16 protein-coding genes and 1 tRNA gene are annotated in these 22,324 nt (G+C 62.9%); 7 read left to right on the top strand and 10 right to left on the bottom strand.

Going from position 1 to position 22,324, the window contains the following annotated elements; all coding sequences use genetic code 11:
- Window positions 1–2: 2 nt before the first annotated feature.
- A tRNA-Met gene (locus tag MTX36_RS08740) sits at window positions 3–76 on the bottom strand.
- Window positions 77–523: 447 nt separating this feature from the next.
- Between MTX36_RS08740 and MTX36_RS08745 the strand changes: the two genes are divergently transcribed.
- Window positions 524–1,069, top strand: coding sequence for a transglycosylase family protein (locus tag MTX36_RS08745; protein ID WP_243619336.1), 546 nt, complete (start codon window positions 524–526; stop codon window positions 1,067–1,069).
- Window positions 1,070–1,157: 88 nt separating this feature from the next.
- On the opposite strand, the gene MTX36_RS08750 is transcribed toward MTX36_RS08745, so the two are convergent.
- On the bottom strand, window positions 1,158–4,115 hold the full coding sequence (locus MTX36_RS08750) for a UPF0182 family protein (RefSeq protein ID WP_243619337.1): 2,958 nt from the start codon (window positions 4,113–4,115) through the stop codon (window positions 1,158–1,160).
- Between the two features lie 168 nt (window positions 4,116–4,283).
- On the opposite strand from MTX36_RS08750, the gene MTX36_RS08755 reads away from it, so the two are divergent.
- Entirely contained in the window at window positions 4,284–4,886 is a 603-nt protein-coding gene (locus MTX36_RS08755) for a PPA1309 family protein (protein ID WP_243619338.1), read from the top strand.
- An 8-nt stretch (window positions 4,887–4,894) separates the two neighbouring features.
- On the opposite strand, the gene MTX36_RS08760 is transcribed toward MTX36_RS08755, so the two are convergent.
- Complete coding sequence (locus MTX36_RS08760; protein WP_243619339.1) at window positions 4,895–5,941, bottom strand: PDZ domain-containing protein; 1,047 nt, start codon at window positions 5,939–5,941, stop codon at window positions 4,895–4,897.
- Window positions 5,942–6,032: 91 nt separating this feature from the next.
- Here MTX36_RS08760 and MTX36_RS08765 point away from each other — a divergent pair, with 91 nt between their 5' ends.
- The 3 genes from MTX36_RS08765 to MTX36_RS08775 all read left to right on the top strand — a co-directional run bounded on the left by MTX36_RS08765 (window position 6,033) and on the right by MTX36_RS08775 (window position 9,848).
- The gene (locus tag MTX36_RS08765) at window positions 6,033–7,460 is read left to right on the top strand and encodes a zinc-dependent metalloprotease (RefSeq protein WP_243619340.1); all 1,428 of its coding nucleotides are present in this window, start codon (window positions 6,033–6,035) and stop codon (window positions 7,458–7,460) included.
- A gap of 113 nt (window positions 7,461–7,573) precedes the next feature.
- Window positions 7,574–8,503 carry a hypothetical protein gene (locus tag MTX36_RS08770; protein WP_243619341.1) on the top strand — a complete coding sequence of 310 codons (930 nt, stop codon included), beginning with the start codon at window positions 7,574–7,576 and terminating at the stop codon, window positions 8,501–8,503.
- 7 nt (window positions 8,504–8,510) lie between these two features.
- Entirely contained in the window at window positions 8,511–9,848 is a 1,338-nt protein-coding gene (locus tag MTX36_RS08775) for an AarF/ABC1/UbiB kinase family protein (protein ID WP_243619342.1), read from the top strand.
- 8 nt (window positions 9,849–9,856) lie between these two features.
- On the opposite strand, the gene MTX36_RS08780 is transcribed toward MTX36_RS08775, so the two are convergent.
- The 3 genes from MTX36_RS08780 to MTX36_RS08790 form a co-directional block, all read right to left on the bottom strand.
- A complete protein-coding gene (locus MTX36_RS08780) occupies window positions 9,857–10,162 on the bottom strand; it encodes a WhiB family transcriptional regulator (protein WP_279394360.1) in 306 nt (101 codons plus the stop codon).
- A 162-nt stretch (window positions 10,163–10,324) separates the two neighbouring features.
- Window positions 10,325–10,486 (bottom strand): hypothetical protein, encoded by a 162-nt coding sequence (locus MTX36_RS08785; protein WP_243619343.1) that lies wholly within the window; start codon window positions 10,484–10,486, stop codon window positions 10,325–10,327.
- Window positions 10,487–10,617: 131 nt separating this feature from the next.
- Complete coding sequence (locus tag MTX36_RS08790; protein ID WP_243619459.1) at window positions 10,618–12,735, bottom strand: ATP-dependent DNA helicase UvrD2; 2,118 nt, start codon at window positions 12,733–12,735, stop codon at window positions 10,618–10,620.
- A gap of 103 nt (window positions 12,736–12,838) precedes the next feature.
- Here MTX36_RS08790 and MTX36_RS08795 point away from each other — a divergent pair, with 103 nt between their 5' ends.
- A complete protein-coding gene (locus tag MTX36_RS08795) occupies window positions 12,839–13,096 on the top strand; it encodes a mycoredoxin (RefSeq protein WP_243619344.1) in 258 nt (85 codons plus the stop codon).
- A 3-nt stretch (window positions 13,097–13,099) separates the two neighbouring features.
- On the opposite strand, the gene nudC is transcribed toward MTX36_RS08795, so the two are convergent.
- On the bottom strand, window positions 13,100–13,996 hold the full coding sequence (gene nudC, locus MTX36_RS08800; protein WP_243619345.1) for an NAD(+) diphosphatase: 897 nt from the start codon (window positions 13,994–13,996) through the stop codon (window positions 13,100–13,102).
- Between the two features lie 27 nt (window positions 13,997–14,023).
- A complete protein-coding gene (locus MTX36_RS08805) occupies window positions 14,024–15,091 on the bottom strand; it encodes a TrkA family potassium uptake protein (protein WP_243619346.1) in 1,068 nt (355 codons plus the stop codon).
- A gap of 94 nt (window positions 15,092–15,185) precedes the next feature.
- Between MTX36_RS08805 and MTX36_RS08810 the strand changes: the two genes are divergently transcribed.
- Window positions 15,186–15,587: a hypothetical protein gene (locus MTX36_RS08810; RefSeq protein ID WP_243619347.1), complete on the top strand. Its 402-nt coding sequence runs from the start codon at window positions 15,186–15,188 to the stop codon at window positions 15,585–15,587.
- Here the strand turns inward: MTX36_RS08810 and MTX36_RS08815 are convergent.
- Both MTX36_RS08815 and MTX36_RS08820 read right to left on the bottom strand, forming a co-directional pair.
- Window positions 15,584–18,964 (bottom strand): ATP-dependent DNA helicase, encoded by a 3,381-nt coding sequence (locus tag MTX36_RS08815; RefSeq protein WP_243619348.1) that lies wholly within the window; start codon window positions 18,962–18,964, stop codon window positions 15,584–15,586. The genes MTX36_RS08810 and MTX36_RS08815 overlap by 4 nt on opposite strands.
- Window positions 18,965–22,306: an ATP-dependent DNA helicase gene (locus tag MTX36_RS08820; protein WP_243619349.1), complete on the bottom strand. Its 3,342-nt coding sequence runs from the start codon at window positions 22,304–22,306 to the stop codon at window positions 18,965–18,967.
- Window positions 22,307–22,324: the final 18 nt, after the last annotated feature.

Below are 22,324 nucleotides of genomic sequence, written 5' to 3' on the forward strand. Positions count from 1 at the left end.
AGTAGCGGGGACAGGATTTGAACCTGCGACCTCTGGGTTATGAGCCCAGCGAGCTACCGAGCTGCTCCACCCCGCGATGCATTGATAAAGTTACACGAGCCGGTGAACGGAATGCAAATCGCCTGCATCCGAGGGAATTTCGGACGACGACCGCGAAAATCCGGTGATCGGCTTCACAGTTTCCCCGTGAGCATTCCCACATAACAGGCATGTAACGAACATGCCTCGAAAATGCATCGCCATTATCTGACCTGGCGATTGTCCGAATTTCACGCGGAGATACCGAACAGTCACCCCCGAAAACCGTGAAGTGAACCTTCAACCTAACTCCCGTACGGTCGATCCCGGCCCGAATCAACCGGGCGAACGCCGACCCGCCGCTGCTCCACTCTGCCCCGCGGGATCGGAACCCCCGAAACCTTCGAGGGGCAGAGACACGGAGAGAGAAGCGCCCGGGAAGAAAGCTTCATCTTCGACCCGCAGGCCCGCCGTTGTCAGCAAGCGCGGAGAGGATCTACCCCGCATGACGTACACCAGCATCAGCAAGCGTGCACTCGGCACATTGGCAGTAGCCGGCGCACTCGTCGCCGTACCGCTCACCATCTCCACCGGTACCGCCTCCGCAGCCACCCACAACTGGGACGGCGTCGCAGAATGCGAAAGCGGCGGCAACTGGGGCATCAACACCGGCAACGGCTACTACGGCGGCCTGCAGTTCTCGCAGAGCACCTGGACCGCCAACGGCGGCTCCGGCTCCCCCGCGCACGCATCCAAGGAAGAGCAGATCCGCGTCGCCGAGAACACCCTGCAGTCGCAGGGCCCCGGCGCGTGGCCCACGTGCGGCCAGCGTCTGACCGTCGCCACCGAGCAGGCCCCCGCGCCGGCACCGGAAGCCGCACCGGCTCCCGTCGAGGCTCCCGTCGCCGCATTCCAGATCCCGGCCGAGTTCAAGCCCGCCGCCCAGCAGGCCTACGACTCCGCTCGCCAGTTGGCCGACCAGTACGGCTTCAGCGCTCAGTTCCAGCAGTTGGCCGATGCTAACCCGCAGGTGCTCGCTGCACTTCGCTGATCGGTTCTTCAGCAATAATCTCAACAAACGTGAATGCCCGCTATCCGAATTCGGATAGCGGGCATTCACGTTTTGACTGGGCCGAGAACTACTTCGGCAGACGCTGGTACGCGTCCACTGCCTTCTGCAGTCGATCCAACGCCGCACCGTAGGCAGCAAAATCGCCGCTCTGCTGTGTTGCACGCAGATTCGCCAGCGCCGCATCGAGTTCCGCCACCACTGCCGCGGTATCAGTACCCGGTGCGGGTGCCGGAGCACCCGGCGTCGGATTGGCCTCGGTAGACGTATCCGGTCCCGGCGCCGTTTCGGCTGTTCCGCCCGGAGCCGTTGCCGCGCCCGCAGCGCCACCGTTGTCGAAGATCTGATTCAGAGCCTCGGCGAGGGTCGACGCGTAACCGACTCGAACTCGTCCGGACACACCTGGTTCCTGGTAGCTGGCCAGAACACGGGACAGCTGCGGGAACGACGTGCTGGCATTACTGCGCTCGGTGTACATCGGCTCGACGTAGAGAATGCCGCCCTTCGCGATCGGCAACGCCAACTGGTTGCCGTACCGGATGGTGTTGGTTCTCTCGAGGATCGATTTCTCCGAACCCACTCGCGGATCCGAAATCATCGAGTTCTGGGACTGCGACGGACCCTGCGTCTGTTTGTCCGTCGGCAACTGCAAGACGGTGATCTTGCCGTAGTTCTTCGGATCCGAGTCCACCGAGATGTGGGCGGACAGGAACTCGCGACGGAAGCCCACCATCGGGCTGATGAGTCGGAACACCGGCTCACCGGTCTCCTGATCGCCGACCATCACGTAGAACGGCGGTTCATTCTGGTTCGAGCCTTCAACGGTCGGCTCGTTGGGTACCGACCAGAAAGCGTTGTTGGTGAAGAACTCGGTCGGGTTGTCGACGTGGTACTTCGCCAGCATCTCGCGCTGAACCTTGAACAGATCCTCCGGGTAACGGAAGTGCGCACGCAGATCCTCGGAGATATCGCTCTCCGGCTTGACTGTGTTCGGGAACACGCCCTTCCACGCATCGAGAACCGGATCGTTGTCGTCGACCTGATACAGCGTCACTGTGCCGTCGTACGCGTCGACAGTCGCCTTCACCGAGTTACGGATGTACGAGACTTCCTTCTTTGGGAGAAGTCGGCCCGTGGTGGCGTCAACACTGTCGGCTACCAAGCCCTCGAGAGAACTGCGCTGTGCGTAGGGGTAATTCTCGAGAGTTGTATAGGCGTCGACGATCCAGACGATCTTGCCGTCGACAGCGGCCGGGTACGCGTCGCCATCCGTCGTCAACCACGGTGCAACCTGGCCGACGCGATCGCGCGGGTCACGGTTGTAGATGATCTTGGAATCGGATCCGACGGCACCGGAGAACAAGATGTTGCGTTCGGTGTACTTGGCCGCGAAGGCGAGACGGTTGATCCAATTGCCGATCGGAACACCACCGGAGCCCGAGTAGGTGTACTTGGTCTGCTCGGTGTCGTACTCGCGCGGTTCGGAACCACCCCCGCCGACGATTGCGTAGTCCGCAGCACCTTGGGCGATGACCTCGCCGTAGTAGACGCGAGGCTGGTCGACCTTGATGACCTGCGTTCCCGCAGCCAACGACGCGATGTCGCTAACGGTGTAGATCGGGTAGCCGGCATTGTTGTTCGCGGCTTCCTTGGTCGGATCCAGAACCGGAGCCGTGATCCTGTTTGCCGGCGCTGCAACAAGGCCGTCACCGTGGGTGTAGACGGTGTGCTTGTTGATCCAGTCCGTCTGGTTGCCCTGCAGGTTGTTCGGCGAGAGTTCACGCGCCGCGACAATGTAGTCCTGCTTCTCACCGCCGATGTCGTAACGATCGACGTCCAGCGAAGGCGGGAACCCGTAGAAGTTCTGACGCTGCTGCTGCTGCGTGAACGTGGGCGAGAGAATATTGGGATCCAGCAAACGCGCATTTGCGATCGTGGTGACGTCGGCCGGCACATCACGCGGAATTGCGGTGGCATCACCCGAATACGGTTGGTAATTCACCTTGTCGTCGGTGATCCCGTACGCCTGTCTGGTTGCCGCGATGTTCCGCTCGATGTACGCACTTTCCTTGTCGGCAGCGTTCGGCTTGACCGAGAACTGCTCGACGATCATCGGCCAGACCGCACCGACGAGCACCGACGACAGGACGAGCAGCGCCACGGCCAATGCCGGAATCCGCAGGTCCCGCGTGAAGATCGCGGCAAAGAACGCCAACGCGCAGATAACCGCGATGGACATCAGAATCAGCTTTGCGGGAAGCACAGCCATGATGTCGGTATAGCCGGGACCCGTGAACGTGGGTTCCTTACGATCACTCGAGAGCAACGAGTAACGATCAAGCCAGTAGGCGACAGCCTTGAGGAGTACGAAAGTTCCTGCAAGCAGTGCCAATTGAACGCGAGCGGCCGTAGTGAACGTTCCGGCGCGACCGGACAGCTTGATACCACCGAAGACGTAGTGCGTGAGTAGATTCGCCAGGAATGCCAGAAGAATCGCGACGAACAACCAGTTCAGAACGAAGCGGTAGAACGGCAGATCGAAGGTGTAGAAGCTGACGTCGAGATTGAACTGCGGGTCGGTGACTCCGAATTTTCCGCCGTTGAAGAACAACTGGATCGTGACCCAGTTCGCCTGAGCAATCAATCCGGACAGCATTCCGATCGCGATCGGAATGACCACACCGAACAGTCGCAGTCGCGACATGACAGTGGTCCGGTAGCGAGCGATGGGATCATTCGGTCCCGAGACCGGTACAAAAACCGGACGAGCTCGGTACGCGAGCAACATCGCCAGCCACACGATTGCACCGACTATGGCACCCACCACGAGGAAGAGAAGTACACGCGTCAGCAGAACCTTGGTGAAGACACCTCGGAAACCGACCTCGCCGAACCACAACCAATCGGTGTACATGCTGATCAGTCGCGGGCCCACCAGTAGCAGCGCCGCCACAATTACGGCCACCACCAACAGGATTCGACTGCGTCTGGACAGAGAGGGTAAACCTGCGGGGGGCCGCATGCCCACGTGCCACGCTCCAAGATTCGGCGACGCCACAGCGTCGCAACCGAGTGCATCGATCAGTGCAGCCAGGCCCGAGTGGGCTTGGCAGTTTCGAACCACTCTACGTAACAACAGTCACGAGGTGACAACACGGCGAGTCGGACTTCCTGCCCGAGGTGCAAGGATGAACGGGTGAGTGAAGAAAATCCGATCAGATCACCCAAGGCTTTGGCCCGGTGCGTTCATGAAGTTGTCGACCACATCGACGCCGAGGGCTGGGATCAGCCGCCGAGGCTGTATGCGCTCGTACCGACCGAGTTGCTTGCTGCAGCCGAACCCGGGTTGCTCGACCAGCTCGCCGACGGTGCCGAATACACCCCCATCGAGCAGGAAGCCCTGCCCGAGGACATCATCGGCGGATCCCGTGCGCTCGACGAATTCCTGGCCACCACCAACTGGCCCGACTCCGTCGAAGGTTGCATCCTCGTCCAAGAGATCGTGGTTCTGCCGCCTACCGCGGAATCCGATCTCGATCACGCCGTAGAACCCGTCCTCACCGACGAACATGCCGCCGACGAGGTAGCCCGGCTCACCGCCGACGCCCACCCCGATCGTCGCCAGGCACGTCTGTTCGTCGGAGTCCTGCGCGACGGCCCGTCGCTGTCACTGCTGCAGATGCGTCCCGACGAGGACGCTGATCCGTACGGCGATCCCCAGCTTCTGACGTACGACGGTCTGGCACCTCATCTCGTCCACGCTTTGTACGCGACGTTGGACGAGGTCGAAGAGGACTGAACCGGGACCTAACAGCTGGGCGCTTCGCCGCCCGCATCGAGGCTGTCCAAGGCATCCACTGCGCCGGACAGGTTGTCGACCTTCACCAGTCGAAGCCCGTCCGGCGCATCCTGTTTCGCTTCGTCACAATTCTTGGCGGGGACGAGGAAGGTCTTCGCACCCGCTTCGGACGCAGCAATCAATTTGTAGCGAATTCCGCCGATCGGCCCAACCGCGCCGTCCGAATTGATGGTTCCGGTACCCGCAATGAACTCGCCGCCGTTGAGTTCTCCGGGGCTCAACTTGTCGATCAAGGCAAGGGTGAACATCAGACCGGCCGACGGCCCACCGATGTCGGCGAGATTGAACGTCACGTCGAACGGGACGTCCGGCACCTCGTCCGGTGTGATCCCCAGATAACCGGTTTCCGGATGATTAGGCCTGGCCCCGACCGTGATCGGCACAACAGTTTCGACGCCGTCTCGAAGTACGGTGACCGGAACCTCGGTGCCCGGTTTGATCGCCCCCACGCTCTCTTGCACGCCACCGACCGTGGTGACCGGGGTGTCACCGATCTTGCGCAGCGTGTCACCTTCGCGGAGCGCGCCCGCAGCCGGACCGTCGGGTGAGACCGAAGCGATCTTCAGTGCGACCGGCTTACCGAGGTAGTGAAGGGCTGCCAGTTCGGCACTGTTCTCCGACTGTTGGAAATCGGCAGTATTTTCCTGCTGAATTTCCTCTTTGGACTTGGTCGGCGGATACACCTCGGCACGCGGGACCAACCCGTGATTTCCACTCGCCCACAGCCCGAACGCCTGAAACAGTGTGAGCTTGTCGCGAACCGACACCGTCGTCATGTTGAGGTTGCCGGTGGTGGGATCGACTTCCGTGCCCTCGATGTCGACGACCGGCTTGGTTACCGTCTGTCCGTCGGCGTCGACCTCGACTGTGCCCAACGTATTGAACGTGGGCCCCGGCCCGAGAGCGACGAAAGGAACCGTGACAACGGATCCGACGATTCCCAGTACGAGAATGGGGGCAAGTGCGGCCAATAGGGTCACGATCCGTCGGTTCACCTGGTCCAGGGTAGAGCTATTGCCGTCTCTGTTCGCCATCAGCGTGACTGCGTGCATTACTCGAGCCACAGAACCCTTGTACCGTTGAGGTATGAGCAACACGCCCTTCGGCTTCTCCAACTCCGACGACGACCCCGACCGTGACAAGAATGCGGCCGGTGGCAATCCGTTCGGGGGCGGTGACATGCCATTCGGGTTCGGCGCCGGCGGCCCCGAAGGCGGCTTCGATCCCGCGCAGCTCGGGCAGATGCTGACCCAGTTCGGCCAGATGCTCAGCGGCATGGGTTCTTCGATGGGATCCGGCGGATCCGGACCCGTCAACTACGACGTCGCGAAGAAGCTGGCTCGCCAGCAGATCGGTTCGGTGACGCCCATCACCGAAGGCAACGTCAAGGCCATCACCGACGCTGCCCATCTTGCCGAAATGTGGCTGGACGCCGTGACTACGCTCCCGGCCGGCGCAACCAAGACACTCGCCTGGACTCCCAACGACTGGCTCGACAACACCATCGACACCTGGAAGCGCCTATGCGATCCGGTCGCCGAGAAGGTATCGGGCATGTGGACTCAGGGCCTACCGCCCGAAGCTGCGCAAATGGCCGGTCCGATGCTGGGAATGCTCGGTCAGATGGGTGGACTCGCGTTCGGTTCACAGCTCGGCCAGGCCCTCGGGCAGCTGTCCAAGGAAGTTCTCTCCTCCACCGACATCGGACTCCCCCTCGGCCCCGTCGGCACCGCTGCTCTCCTGCCGGCAGCAGTGCAGGCGTTCAGCGAGGGACTCGAACAGCCCAACCAGGAGATCCTGGTTTTCCTCGCCGCCCGCGAAGCCGCGCATCAGCGCCTGTACAGCCACGTGCCGTGGTTGCGTCAGCGTGTCCTCGCCACCGTCGAGGAATACGCCCGCGGAATCACAATGGACTTCTCGGCGATGGAAGATTTTGCCAAGGACTTGGACCCGTCTGCCCTCGCAGATCCGTCCAAGCTCGAAGCACTGTTGCAGCAGGGCACCTTCGAACCGCAGACGACTCCGGAGCAGAAGGCCGCACTCGAGCGCCTCGAAACCCTTCTCGCCCTGGTTGAAGGCTGGGTCGAAACAGTGGTGACCGCAGGACTCGGTGAACGTCTTCCCGGTGTTGCCGCGATGAGTGAAACGCTGCGTCGTCGACGCGCTACCGGCGGACCGGCCGAGCAGACCTTCGCAACGCTGGTCGGCCTGGAACTGCGCCCCCGCAAGGTTCGTGAAGCCGCAGCACTGTGGCAGCGGTTGACAGCAGAAGCCGGAATGGAAACCCGCGACGGCATCTGGTCACACCCCGATTTGCTGCCTGATTCCAGCGATCTCGATGCCCCGAACTCGTTTGTCGAGCGTGTCACCGGCGTCGGCGAGTCCGGGAACTTCGACGATCCGATGGCTCAACTCGAGGCATTGCTCGCCAAGGAACGCGCCGCCGAAGAAGCGATGGACAAAACTCGCGACGAAGACTCCGGTACGAACGACTCCGGCAGCAACGACAAGTAGAAATCGAAAAGGTTTTCATCCAACGGCTATTGCCAGGTCAGACCCGGCGACAGTCTGTGGATAACTAGCTTTCTCGACGCTTGGCCGGTGTGACCGAGTGCCACCATCGGTTGATGAGCACACGTGATCGCCGTTTCACCTCGAACACCATCATCACCCCGAACACCACACGATCCGTGGGACCCGAATGGGACCCACGGATCGTTGTGCTCTTGCGGCCCGACGGCCGGTTGCAGTTGGGCTGGCAACCCGAACGCGCCGTGGTCCTGACCCCGCCGCCCGGAGTCGATGCCCGGGATATGCAGTCGTTGCTCCGCATGATGGACGGGCACACGAGTGTCGCCACGATGATGTGGACGGCAACACAGCGAGGAATCAGCTCCGACGTCATGACCGCGCTTGTGTCCGAACTCACCACCGCCGGGTTTCTGCGACCAAGTCGTCAGGAAACCGTTCGCGCCGGATCGATCCGGATCCACGGGCAAGGTCCCCTGTCCGACACGATCAGGCAGGCGCTACGCCACGGAAACTCGCCGGTGCAACGTTCGCACGGCTACCGCGGCAGTCACCTCGTAGCCGATTGGCAGAACGCCTTGGTTGTCCTGACCGACGACGTCGTCACCGATCCACGCCTGGTCGCCGACCTCGTTCGTGCCGGAATCCCCCACCTCGCCGTGCACGTTCGTGACGGATCCGGTGTCGTCGGACCGCTGGTTCTGCCCGGCCACTCGAGTTGTCTTCGGTGCGCGGACATCACCCGAGCCGATCATGATCCGGATTGGTTGCACCTTGCGTCCCAGTTGCTAGGAAGCGCCGGGTACGCCGATCCTGCGATGATCCACGCGACAACAGCACTCGCGTTGTCCGAGATATCGTCGGCAATGAGGGCGAGCGAAGCAACACCACCCGCAAGTTTGTTCACGACCCTCGAAATCGATCTGGTCCCGTATCGAATCACAATGCGCCACTGGCCTCGACAAACGTCGTGCAGTTGCTTCTACCTCGCCCCGGTGACGGGCGCCGGACGCGTCCGTCAGACATGATGGTGTGGTGTCTGAGATCCCACGCAAGAGCTCCGCCCGAACTGCCAAACTCGCAAGCATTCCGATCGGCATGGCAGGGCGTGCTGCCATGGGCTTCGGGCGCAAGCTCGCCGGCGGCGACAAGGGCGCGATCGACGCGCAGTTGAGCGCAAGAGCCGCCGAGCAGTTGTTCGCCGTTCTCGGGGAACTCAAGGGCGGCGCCATGAAGCTCGGGCAGGCCCTCAGCGTCATGGAGGCGGCAATTCCGGAGGAATTCGCCGAGCCGTACCGCGAATCATTGAACAAGCTCCAGGCCGCCGCTCCGCCGCTCCCCGTCAAACAGGTTCACAAAATGTTGGACCAGCAGCTGGGAACGAAGTGGCGTGAGCGATTCCAGTCGTTCGACGACACCCCGACCGCATCGGCCAGTATCGGACAGGTCCACCGCGCCGTGTGGTCGGACGGCCGCGACGTAGCCGTCAAAGTGCAGTACCCCGGCGCAGATGAAGCTTTGCGAGCCGATCTCAAAACCCTCGGCAGATTTGCCGGCCTGTTCGGCTCGGTGATGCCGGGCGTCGACGTGCGACCGGTTATCGAAGAGTTCACGGCGCGAACGGAAGAAGAACTCGACTACCGGATCGAGGCCGACAACCAACGGGCCTTCGCGAAGGAGTTCGACGGGGATCCTCAATTCGTCGTTCCGCGCGTCGTGGCGAGTGCGCCGAAAGTTGTTGTCACCGAATGGATGACAGCCACACCTTTGACCAGGATCATCGAGAGAGGAACACCCGAGCAGCGCAATGCTGCCGGCGCGCTCCTCGCCGAATTCCACTTCGCGTCACCGGCACGGGTCGGACTACTTCACTGCGATCCGCATCCCGGAAACTTCATGCTCCTCGACGACGGCCGCTTGGGCGTCATCGACTTCGGCGCTGCTGCGCCGTTCCCACACGGCCTGCCCACAATTTTGGGAACCATGGTCCGTCTGGCCGTCGAGGAAAGATTCGACGAACTCACAGAACTGTTGCGCGCCAACGGTTTTGTCATTCCCGGACGCACGGTCACCGACCAGGAGATTGCCAACTACCTGCGTCCGTTCACCGATCCCATTCAGACGGAGTCGTTCCACTTCACGCGATCATGGCTGCAGCGAGCTGCCGGAACTGCCACTGATCTCAGCAGCCCGCAGTTCCGAACGGCCCGAGCACTCAACCTGCCGCCCGAATATCTGATGATCTTCCGGGTTCTTCTCGGCTCGGTGGGCATCTGCGCCCAATTGGACGCATATGCCCCGTACATGGAAATCCTGACCCGGTGGCTGCCAGGATTCGCCGATCCTGTTATCGAAGAACCGGCGGCCGAATAGGCGCCAATTCACGCACACACCAAATGCTTACGTGGTCGCCCCCTCGGCCTCTTGCGTGCGATGACGGACCCTTGCTCGAGAATTTCACCACCCCAGACGCCCCAAGGTTCAGCGCGGTCGATAGCTGCGCGTAGACAACGAGATCGGATGGGGCACTGCGCGCAGAGTGCCTTGGCTTGCTCGAGTTCTGTCGGGGACTCGGCGAACCAGAGGTCGGGGTTGGACGCCCGGCAGGGCAGGTCGCGGCGGGTGGAAGCGACCTCGATAAAAGTTACGGAATTGTCGGATGTCCCTGGGTTTGTCTGCGTAGACAACTCGGTCTCCTGGTGCTCGGATGCGAAAACGTATGTCGCAAAAAAATGGGTTCGATGGACGCGAACCTGAGCCGAGCCGGAAACCCCGAAATGGGCGATCCAACAAAAAGGCCACGGTCCGCATAAGTGCGGGTCCGTGGCCGTAAGTGAACGGGTGGGTCCTTACCGAGAAAAACCTCGATGGGTTCGGACCACGGACGGTGCAGCTGCTAGGAAGCGCAGGCGCGACGCATGTTGCGCCTTGGCCGCTGCTTCGGGCCGCACGGGGGCGGCAACAGCGAACTTTGCGTGAGCGCACGCTTCGTAGGAAATCAAGTTCGTCATTTTTGCCACCTCCATTTCTATTCGGTCCGGATAATTTCTGCGCACGAGTTTCCCCGTAACGCTGGAATCCAGACTAGAGAACTCCGTGAATCTGCACAACCTATTTTTGACCTGCGGTTATTCAGGTACAGCTACTGCTTGCCCTTGATGACGGCCAGGACGTCTTCACCGAAATTCTCGAGTTTCTTCGGCCCGATACCCGGAATCGCGACCAACCCGCGGTTGTCCTGCGGTCGCTGTTCGGCAATCGCGGTCAGCGTGTTGTCGCTGAACACGACATACGCCGGCACCTTCAGTTCCCGGGACTTGTCCAGGCGCCAGGCTCGCAAGTTCTCGAGTAGTTCGACGTCGATATCAGATGGGCACTTCTCGCATCGGCCCAGCATTGTCGACGAGGTTCCGATCAGCGGTTTTCCGCAGATCCGGCAACGCGGACGCTTCTTGTTCGACGCTGCCGGAGCAGCAACCCGCGAAGCCGGTGAGTCTTCGGGGATCAAGCCGTTGAGGAAACGGGAGCGTCGACGCGATTTGCGGCCACCTTCGTTTCGAGCCAAGGCCCACGACAAGTGAAGATGCTCGCGAGCGCGAGTCACACCGACATAGAGGAGTCGACGCTCTTCTTCCACAGCGACCTCGTCCGGGGCCGAATTGGAATCACCGAGCACATGTTGGATCGGCAGGGTTCCGTCGTTGAGACCGACCAGGAACACCGCGTCCCATTCGAGGCCCTTGGCCGCGTGCAGTGACGCCAGGGTGACACCTTGCACTGTCGGTGGGTGCCGCGATTCGGCACGCGCTGTCAGCTCCTGCAAGAGACCTGGCAACGCGAGTTCGGGTTCGTGGACCAACTGTTCCTCGGTGAGTGCAACCAGCGCCGTCAGGGACGCCCAGCGTTCACGTGCCTGGGTGCCCGACGGTTCCTCGTTGGTGAGACCGAGTGGCGCCAGTACAGCGCGGACCAATGCGAGAAGACCGGCGCCGCTGTCTGCGCCTTCAGGTAGATCGTCACGGTTACCGGCCTGCCGCAGCGCCGTTACCGCTTGGCGGACCTCGGTACGAGTGAAGAATCCCTCGCCGCCGCGCACCTGAAACGGTATGCCCAACTTGGTCAGTGCTTGCTCGTGCACTTCGGATTGCGCGTTGATCCGGTACAGAATCGCGATCTCGGCTGCCGGCGTACCTGCCGCGATCAGACGTTTGACCGCGCGCGCGATACCGAGAGCCTCGGACGGCTCGTCGTTGAACTCCGCGAACTCGGGTTCCGGACCCGGCGCCCGCTGACCGATGAGTTGCAAACGGGTACCGGCGATACGCCCACTCGCAGCGCCGATGACGCGGTTGGCGAGTGAGACCACTTCGGGAGTCGATCGGTAGTCCCGCTCGAGCCGGACCACCGTCGCCTCGGGAAACTTACGAGAGAAGTCGAGAAGATAGTTCGGGGTGGCGCCGGTGAACGAGTAGATGGTCTGGTTGGCGTCACCGACCACAGTCAGATCGTCGCGGTCACCGAGCCACGCATCGAGAACTCGCTGCTGCAACGGGGTGACGTCCTGGTACTCGTCCACCACGAAGCATCGGTACCGCTCGCGAAACTCGTCGGCAACCGACGAATGCTCTTCGAGCGCCGCCGCCGTGTGCAGCAGCAGATCGTCGAAGTCGAGCAGCATGCCGTCCTGGCCACGCGCCTTCAGCTCCTCGTAGGCCAGGTAGACCTGAGCGACTTTCTCGGGATCAACCGGAGCTTCACGGCGAATCTTGGCGATGGCGCGTGGATAGTCCTCCGGCGCGATCAACGAAGCCTTGGACCACTCGATCTCGCTCGCGAGGTCGCGAACACTTTCGGAACTGGTCGGCAATCCCACCCGAGCCGCGGCACTGCTGACAACCGAGAACTTTCGGTCCAGGAGCCGCCACTCCGAGTCCCCGACTACCTGTGGCCAGAAGTACTTGAGCTGCCGCAGTGCCGCAGCGTGGAACGTGCGTGCCTGCACTTGCGGGCCACTGCCACCGACACCGAGTTCACGCAGACGACCGCGCATCTCACCGGCTGCACGGGCCGTGAACGTCACGGCCAGCACCTGCCCGGCCGACACATGTCCGTCGGCAACCAGATGTGCGATCCTCCGGGTGATGGTGCGGGTCTTGCCTGTTCCGGCGCCCGCAAGAACACAAACCGGGCCGCGCGGAGCGAGCACGGCGGCTGATTGTTCAGGGTCCAGTCCGGTGTCCGCAGGCATGAGCACCATCATGGCAGGAAGGACCGACACGTCCGTCGGCCCGCCCACCACGATGTGGGGAAGAGAACACCGTCGATTGCGGAACAACATCCGCAGTCATGGTGTTATAGGCGCCGTGACCACTACCGAAAATGCACCGGCCCTGACCGTCTACTCGACCACGTGGTGCGGCTACTGCCGCCGCCTCAAGACTCAGCTCAACGCGTCGGGCATCGAGTACACCGAGATCGACATCGAAAACGATCCGGCTGCAGCCGAATTTGTCGGCAGCGTCAACGACGGCAATCACATCGTCCCGACCGTGAAGTACGCCGATGGAAGCGTCGCAACCAACCCGTCGCTCAATCAGGTGAAGGCTGCACTGGGTTTGTAATGGTTATTTGACCCAGCTCTCGAGCATGCCTCGCGCAATCGAGATTGAGCCGGGCAGGAGCAACGGCGCATCAGCGTCGGACGCCCAATCGCCCAACTCGAGAGCCGCGCGCACCTCGTCTTTGGTGAACCAGTTTCCTTCGGCGATCTCGCCGTCCGCGAACACCAGCGGAGCGGCGGGGTCGCCGATTGCCGTGAACCCCAACATCACCGAGCGCGGGAACGGCCACGGCTGACTGCCCAGGTAGCGCACGCTGTGAACGTCGACGCCCACTTCTTCCTTGATCTCACGGACCACACACGTCTCGAGCGACTCCCCCGCTTCGACGAAGCCGGCCAAGATCGAAAACCTTCGCGGCGGCCACGTCGGCTGCCGCGCCAGCAACACGCGGTCCGCGCCGTCATGGACCAGACAGATCACCGCGGGGTCGGTGCGGGGAAACTCTTCATGTCCGGTCGTCGTGGAAATGCGCGACCACCCCGACATCGTCGGCTCGCTCGGAGCCCCGTCGATCGCACTGAATCCGGCACTGTCGTGCCAGTTCAGAATGGCGATCGCGCCGGTCAGCAAACCTGCGTCGGCGTCGTCGAGAGTTCCGCCCAACACACGCAGATCCGACAATGCGCCGGCAAGCAACGACACCCGTACCGCCCAGACGTGACGGTGGTCCCGAATGCCGAGGAATACTGCGCCGCGAACCGGTTCCGCGCCGAGTTCGGTGGCTTCGCCGAACACCAACTGCCCGTCCGACGCCTTGACCTGTCCGCGCGGAGTGACCCGCAGGAGCAGCGCGTCGCGCCACCCGACTGTCAGGGCAGCTTCGTCGGACCGCAATTCTTCGGCGCGGCCGACGCTCGAACGGGACAGCAACGGCGTTTCGGTCAGCTGGAAGTCGTTCACGCCCACGACATTACTGCGCGCTTCTGATCAGTTTGCGACACGTCGGATGTAGAGCAGTCGATCTTCCGCTTCGATAGCGTCGACCTCGGGCGTACCCACGCGGACCAATCGCCCGTCGCGCACGACTCCGAGCACGATGTCCGAAAGGTGGCGCGGTGATCCGCCGACCTCGTCACGTTCGACAGCTCGCTCGGCAATGGCGAAGCCGGCCTCCGGGGTGAGCAGATCCTCGATCATCTCGACGACGGTAGGTGTGGTCGTAGCGATTCCGAGAAGTCGTCCCGCCGTCTCCGACGACACCACCACCGAATCTGCGCCTGACTGACGCAAGAGATGTGCGTTGTCGGCTTCACGAATCGCGGCCGCAATCTTGGCTTTCGGTGCTATTTCGCGAGCGGTGAGGGTCACGAGCACTGCAGTATCGTCACGGTTGGTGGCAATGATGATCGACGACGCATTCTGGGCACCCGCCAAACGCAGGACGTCGGACTTGGTTGCCGAACCGAGCACGGTCACCAATCCCTTTGCCTGAGCGGTATCCAATACAGCCTGGTCCGTGTCGACTACGACGATATCCGACGCACGAACACCGTCGCCGAGCATTGCTTCGATAGCGGTACGGCCCTTGGTGCCGTAACCGACGACGACAGTGTGATTACGCACTTGATGCCTCCAACGCTGAATTTTGAACGCCTGACGCGAACTCTCGGTCAGAGCTGAAAGTGTGGTGCCGACCAACACGATCAAGAAGAAGATACGAAGCGGCGTGATCAACAGGACGTTGACCAGTCGCGCCGACGGGGTGAACGGCGTGATGTCGCCATACCCTGTCGTAGAGAGGGAGACCGTTGCGTAGTAGATGCAATCGAGGAGCGACAGTTCGTTGTCCTGCGCGTCTCGATAACCGGCGCGATCGATGTACACGATCACAACAGCTGCAGCGAGTGCGCCGAGCGCGATCAGCACTCGTTTGTAGATGGCTCGGAAGGGGCTGGTCTGTAGCTGCGGAATCCGCAGCACCCCGACAAGGGCGAAATCAGGCTGATCGGTCAATGCTTCCGATCTGGTCAAACGCGCCCGGATTTTACCGGCCATTCTTCGTCTCTCTCACTAGTGCTCACTCAATACCGATACGAACGTCGGGTTTACAGTAGTGGCACCGAAAGCTGCCGTGAGGCAGGGTGGAGAAATGTCATCCCCGAGTTCGACCTCCTCAGTCAGCCAAGCTGCTGCACTTCGACTCTCCGCACTTCTCCTCGGTGCAGGAACAATGCATTTTGTTTCCCCCTCGTTCTTCGACAGCACCGTTCCCCGGCAACTGCCCGGACAGGCTCGCACGTACACCCAGGTATCGGGCGTCGCGGAACTCGCAATCGGTGCGGCCCTGGCAATTCCGAAGACCCGCAAACTGGGAGCCGGCCTGGCGGCCGCACTTTTTGTAGCCGTATTTCCCGCCAATGTTCAGATGGCCGTCGACTGGAACCGGAGTAACAAGACCTCGACACTGCAGAAACTTGGCTCGATTGCGCGCCTGCCGCTTCAGGTCCCGCTGGTGACCGAGGCGCTGAAAGCACGCCGCAACGCCGGCTAGTCATCTCCCCCGGTTTCATCGCGGGCACCTGCTGTACGGATGAGGTGTGCGAGCGCTTCGCCGTCCGGCAGGTTCTCGGGCGCAATGGTGCGTCCGGAACGCACGTAGTGGAACGCTGCGCGCACCTTGTGCAGCGGGAAGGCTTCCTTCCGTCCGGCGGCCCGGGTGCGTGCCGACATCAGTTCTCCCCACGCCACCCGATATGCGGCCAGCTGCATAACCACCGCATCTTCATTCGCGGCCGAGGGTTCTGCGCCCGTCTTCCAGTCGATGACTGTCCAGCCGCCGTCTGCGTCTGCGAACACCGCATCGATTCGGCCGCGCAAAACTGTTCCGGCTATCGATGTTTCGAAAGGAACTTCCACCTCGACCGGACTGCGATTCGCCCACGGAGACCGCAGGAACGCGTCTTGCAGCTTGATCAGATCCGTCTCCGGTCCGGCACCGGTGTCGGCGGCACCGGGCAACTCGTCCAGGTCGAGCAGTCTGGTCGCACCGAAACGTCTTTCGATCCAGGCGTGAAACGCTGTACCGCGCCGCGCCAGCGGGTTGGGCGGATACGGCAACGGTCGACGCAACCGCGCCGCAAGCTCATCGGGGTCAGCTTTGAGATCGACCAACTGGGTTACCGAAAGCTGCGCGGGGAGAATGACTTCGGCGCGCGCATTCGCTCGCGCCTCACGCTCTGCGAGGAGGACCTCGACGTCGGCCGCCCAGTTCTCGGGGTCGTACTCGGGCTCACCGTCGGGGTCGGCCTCAGGCTCCGCTGGTGCCTCGAGTGCCGCCAACACTGCCGCCGCACCGGCCTCGACCGCGCCGCGCCGGGAACCGAGTGGATCCGGTGGCCACTGCGCTGTTCTCGGGGTCGAAGCCAACGGGTTCTCGGTGTCGGGCTCGGGATCTTCGGCCCACGTCTCCACAACACCGATGTCCGGGTTCTCGGTAACCATCTGGTGCAGTTCCGCCAAAAATTCCGACGGCCCCTTGGGGTCGGATCCTGACTCGGCCCAGTGGTGGGCCGAAATAAACAGTGCTCGTTCAGTTCTGGTCAATGCGACATAGAACAGTCGGCGATCCTCGTCGAGTCTGCGATCCCCGAGTGCCTGCTTATGCGCACCGATCGCATTCTGGAGGTCCTTCCGGTTGTACACATTCTCGAGATCGAGCACCGGCACGCCGTCAGCCGAATCGGCGTCGACGGCGCGGTCACCGCGCAATGACGGCGGCAGTTCGGCGAGCGCCCCGAGCCAAGATCCCGAAGCCGTGGACGACGGGAATACTCCGTCGCTGACGTGCGGGACAGCAACCACTTCCCATTCCAGGCCTTTGGCCGAGTGCACCGTCAGAATCTGCACACGATCCGGCGCGACCTCCACTTCGCCTGGTGTGAGCCCTTTTTCGATCTGTTCGGCGGCGGCAAAGAAAGACAGCATTCCGGTGAGGTTGGCCGTCGTCCGGGTGGCATAGTTGGCGACTACGTCGGCAAATGCGTCGAGGTGCTCGCGGCCCGCGGTACCCAGCACCCCCAGCCTGGTTCGAGCGCCCGCTTCGATTCCGATGCCCAGTACCCGCTCGACTTCTGCCACCAACTCGGTGAGCGGCTGCCCGATGCGCTCACGCAACGACGCCAACTCGCCGGCCACGGCATTGATCCGCGCGTACCCGAGCGCCGAATAGTTTTCTGCAGCACCCGGATCGGAGATCGCATCCACCAGGCCGGCCTGCTCAGCCTGCTCACCGGGAAGCGAATCCTGCACTGCCTCAGCCAGTGCAGCCGAATCCGTGACGGCACCTGCGGTACCGTAACCGGCCGAGATCGCAAGTTCCCGAGACCGCTTCGACAGTGCCGCTACATCTTTGGCACCGATCTGCCAGCGAGCTCCGGTGAGCAACCGGACCGCGGCACTGCCGGCCAATGGATCTGCGACTACCCGAAGCATGGCGATCACATCGGCAACTTCGGGAGTGTGCAGGAGTCCGCCGAGTCCGACAACCTCCACCGGCAACCCGGCGGCGCGCAACGCCTCGGCCAACGGCGCCGCGTCGGCGTTTCGGCGAATCAAAACCGCAGCCGTCGGCGGCGGCCTGTTATCTGCGCGCGCGGCCTCGTACTGCTGCGCAATTTTCTGCGCCACCCACAATCGTTCCTGCTCCACGTCGTCGAGCAATGCGAGTCGAACATCGCCGGCGACCGCCCCCGGCCTCGCGCGCAGTGTGCTCACGGCAACCCCACGTTGACGCAACGACGCCGACGAGCGATTTGCAAGGTCAAGTGCCTCGGGTGGGTTGCGCCAACTCGTCAACAATTCAAGCGTCGGCGCCGGTTTTCCGTTGGCGAGTGGGAAATCCGTGGCGAAGCGCGGCAGATTGGCCGCGGACGCACCGCGCCAACCGTAAATGGACTGCATCGGATCGCCCACGGCTGTCAAGGCCAGACCGGCGTCGGTTCCACCGCCGAACAGGGACGACAGCAGCACGCGCTGAGCATGTCCGGTGTCCTGATACTCATCGAGCAGCACCACCCGAAAGCGTCCTCGCTCAGCTTCTCCGACTTCGCGGTGCTCGGACGCGACACGCGCCGACAACGACATCTGGCTGCCGAAATCGAGCGCTCCCTCCCACCGGAGTGTCTCGGACAACCGCGCGACGAGCGGCAGGAGTTCGATGCGCTTGTGCTGCACTTCCAGATATCCGAGTAACTCTTGGCTGGGGCCACCGCGCTGTTTCGGACCGGCCGGCAAAGTGTGGATCAGCTTGTCGAGTTCTGCGTGCGCTCCGCGCAGTTGGTCCGGATTCACCAGATGTTCGGCAAGCTGACCGGCCAGGGCCAGAACGGTCTCCGTGATCGATCCCGGATTCTTGTCGGTATCGAGATCGCCGTCCCAGCCACTGACGACGCGATGCGCAACCTGCCACAATTCGGTTTCGGAGAGGAGCGTCGCCGAAGGTTCGATGGGAAGCAGAAGCCCATGTTCGGACAACAACCGGCCGGCATAAGCGTGATAGGTGCTGACCTCCGGTTCACCGGCCAAGATTCGCGCGCGCACTCCGCCGGCCGGGTCGAGGGCCCGCAGAACATCCGACCCGGCGAGTCGAGCCAACCGCTTGCGGATACGGGTGGTGAGCTGCTGCGCCGCTTTTCGGGTGAACGTCAAACCCAGGACTGCTTCGGGATCGACAAAACCGTTGGCGACCAGCCAGACAACGCGAGCCGCCATCGTTTCGGTCTTGCCGGCACCGGCACCGGCAACAACCAGCGTGGGGCCGAGCGGCGCGGCAATGACCGCGGATTGCTCCGGGGTGGGTGGGTGCTGCCCCAGGGCGACCGCAAGGTCGACGGGATTGATCTTGGGTCGACGCGGCTTCTGCGCTGCCATTTAGGAACTCACCTGTCGTCCTTCGTCGTGCGCCGGGCAACTGGAACGGACCGGGCAGTGTCGGCATCCGTCGTTGACTCGGGCCAGATATTGCGGTCCTTGCGTTGCGGCGGCGGCGTTGTGGATGACGTCACGCCACATCTCGACAGCTTCAGCAGTGAGCGGGGGCTGGACACGCTGCGACGCACCGTCCTTCTTGTTGGACTTGGCGACGAACACCAGCCGAGCACCGCCCGGTTGAGCGGCGGGTTCGCCGTCGATCGCGCCTTCCGCCGCTGCCACCTGATACGCCGCCAACTGCGCGTGCGACTGCGCGGCCTCGTTGGTGACGGGATTTCGTGCGGTCTTGACGTCGACAATCACCGGACGGCCCTCGGTGTCCCGCTCGAGGCGATCGATCCGGCCACGAAGTTTGACGGCCGGTTGACCTTCTTCACGAGGTTCGAGAATTCCTTCGACCGCTACCTCGACGCCGACTTCGGTGAGCTCACCACGCGTGGCGTTCATCCAGTTCGTGAACGTGGCCAACATTTCGCGCGTTCTGTTCAATTCGCGGCGCGAGTACCACTGCGAACCGAGATCGATGGATTCCCAGGCATTTTCGAGAGCCTTCTCCACCTGATCGGGCGGAATGCGACCGGCGAGGGCCTGAACCAGGGTATGCACCAGAGTGCCCGCGATGGCATGCGTGTTGTCTCCGTCGGAGCCGCCGTGACGCTCGAATACCCAGCGGAGAGGGCATGTTTCGAGAAGTTCGATGGTCGACGGCGACAACGCGACGGGTCCGTCTTCGGGCTGCCACAACGGTGCCACCGTGCTGGGCGGAGCAGTTCCGTACCACTGATCGGGGTGCGCACCGCGCACTCCGGCCGCGGCGAGGCGTGCCAATTGACGCGCAGCGCGGGCGTGCTTCTCGGGATCGCCCTCAGCGAGGTCCAGGTCGCACACCACACTGCGCAGTTGCGCCACCAGCGCCGGCAAGGACAACACCCGGGTATCGCCGGGTTCGGGCGCCACCACGGCAACCTCACCGAGACTGTCATCGAACTGATCACCGCGCAGCAATTCGTCGACAAAGCGCGACGGCACCAGATCGGTATCCCCCGAAGCGGATTCGACAGCCGTGACCAGCAACCGACGACGAGCGCGGCTGCAGGCCACCAGAAACAGTCGACGCTCTTCAGCCAGCAGCGGCGCGGTTCTCGACAACCGTTCTTCGGCCGAGTCGCTGCCGTCGGAGACTCCGTTTATCAGGTCGATCAACGCCTCAGTCCGCAAGAGCGACCCGCGTGCCCGCAGGCTCGGCCACAGACCTTCCTGAACACCCGCTACCGCGACCACAGCCCATTCACGTCCCGCCGCCGCATGGGCGCTGACCACGGTGACGGCGTCGGGAGCTATTACGGAACGGCTTCGTGAATCCGTCGGAATCTCCTGGCTGGTGAGATAGTCGACAAACCCCGCCAGTTGCGAACGCGGTAGTCGATCCACGTAATTGGCCGCTGCATCGAAGAGTGCAACGACGGCGTCGAGGTCACGATCAGCTTGCGATCCGATCGGGCCACCGCGCGCCGACGCTGCTGCCCACCGGCGTTCGAGCCCGGTGGCCTGCCACGCCGCCCACAGGATTTCCTCGACGCCGAGATTGCGTTCGAGGGGCACACGGGCTTTGCGGAGCACGGACATCACTCGTTTGAGTGCAGCCGATTCGACATCGGTGAGCTTTGCCGTCAACCGCTTGGACTGCGCGCGGTCCTCGTCGATAAGGATGAGCCGCAACAGTTCGGCAGAATCGCGATCGTTTCCGGCTGCCAGTTCGACGCGGCGCAGTCCTCGACGCAAACGTCGCAGGGTGACGGGCTCGGCCCCACCGATGGGTCCGGACATGAGCGCCAAGGCGTCGTCTCCGGTGAAGCCGTCTCGGCCCAGTGCCCGCAGCAACAAGAGGAGTCCGGATACGCCATGCTGACGGGCCAGCGGCAGTTCGGTGGCTGCTGTTGTGACAGGCACACCGGCCGCGAGCAGCGCGCGTCGAAGCGGCGCCAAAGTGCGTGGTACCGAACGCACGATGACGGCCATGTCGGACCACGGGATCCCGTCGAGGAGATGCGCGCGCCGAAGAGTGTCCGCGACTACCGCAGCTTCCTTTGCCGTCGTTCCCAGAACCCGGACGGAAGCGTGCGCCGAGTTCTCGTCGGACAGATCGGCCGGCACTGCAATTCTGTGGGCCAGGTTGCCGGGTAGCCGGGCTGCGATTTTTGCGACGATCGACGCGACGTCGGCGTTGTTGCGGTACGTCGTCGGCAGAATGACCGCGCGTTCGCCTCCCCGATCAGCCAGATCGAGTAGGAAGCGCGAATCTGCTCCTCGGAATCCGAACACCGATTGGTCGGGGTCGCCGGCGATCACCGTAGTGCCGGTACCCGTTCCGATCAGCCGAACCAGTTGCGCTGCTTGCGGATCCAGATGCTGAGCGTCGTCGACCAGTAGGTGACGGATACGGGCACGCTCGGACCGCAACAGCTCCGGATCGGTGGCAAAGGCCGTGAGCGCCGCACCGATCAGCTCGGCCGCATCCAACGCCGGTGCCGTCGCTTCCGGCGCTTCGACGCCCACGGAACCGCGAAGCAGGACACCCTGCTCGTAGGCCTCGGCAAATTGACCCGCCGCCACCCACTCCGGCCGGTGCCGCTTCTTACCCAGTTTGATCAGATCTTCCGGACCGAGTCCACGTTCGTTGGCGCGCAGCATCAAATCGCGCAGTTCGACCGCAAATCCGTTCATGCCGAGCGCCGGACGCAACCGCTCGGGCCAGTACTGCGCTCCGTCCTCGATATCGCCGCGCAGCATCTCGCGCAGCACCGAATCCTGTTCGGCTCCCGTGATCAGGCGCGGCGGAGCGTTGCCGTGAGCCGCGGCCTGCAGTCGTAGCACCGCAAAGGCATAGGAGTGGACAGTGCGCACGAGCGGTTCGCGGGTGGCCTGCGGACCCCGTTCCTGCTCGAACCCGAACAACCCTGCGGTGATCTGCTCCCGCACTGCCGTCGCCGCCCGACGCGACTGGGTGAGGACCAGCACCGACTCGGGATCCTCACCGCCGGAGATCTTCGCGACGGCCAGATCGACGAGAAGTGAAGACTTGCCGGTGCCCGGTCCACCCTGGACCTGCCACGGATTCCATGAAGTGCCACCGAAAGCCTGCATGAACGGGTCGTCGGAAGGTTCGACAAACAGACGTGCCGTGCCTTTGTCCCAGGTGCGCGGCGGTAGCGTCGGCGCCGCTCGATGCACCAACCGCGCCCGCGGGATGGTGGATTTGCTGCGCACCGACGTCTCACTCACTCAGGCATTCCATCAGAA

The sequence above is a fragment of the Rhodococcus sp. ARC_M6 genome (genome assembly GCF_022810305.1).
Taxonomy (GTDB): domain Bacteria; phylum Actinomycetota; class Actinomycetes; order Mycobacteriales; family Mycobacteriaceae; genus Rhodococcus_F.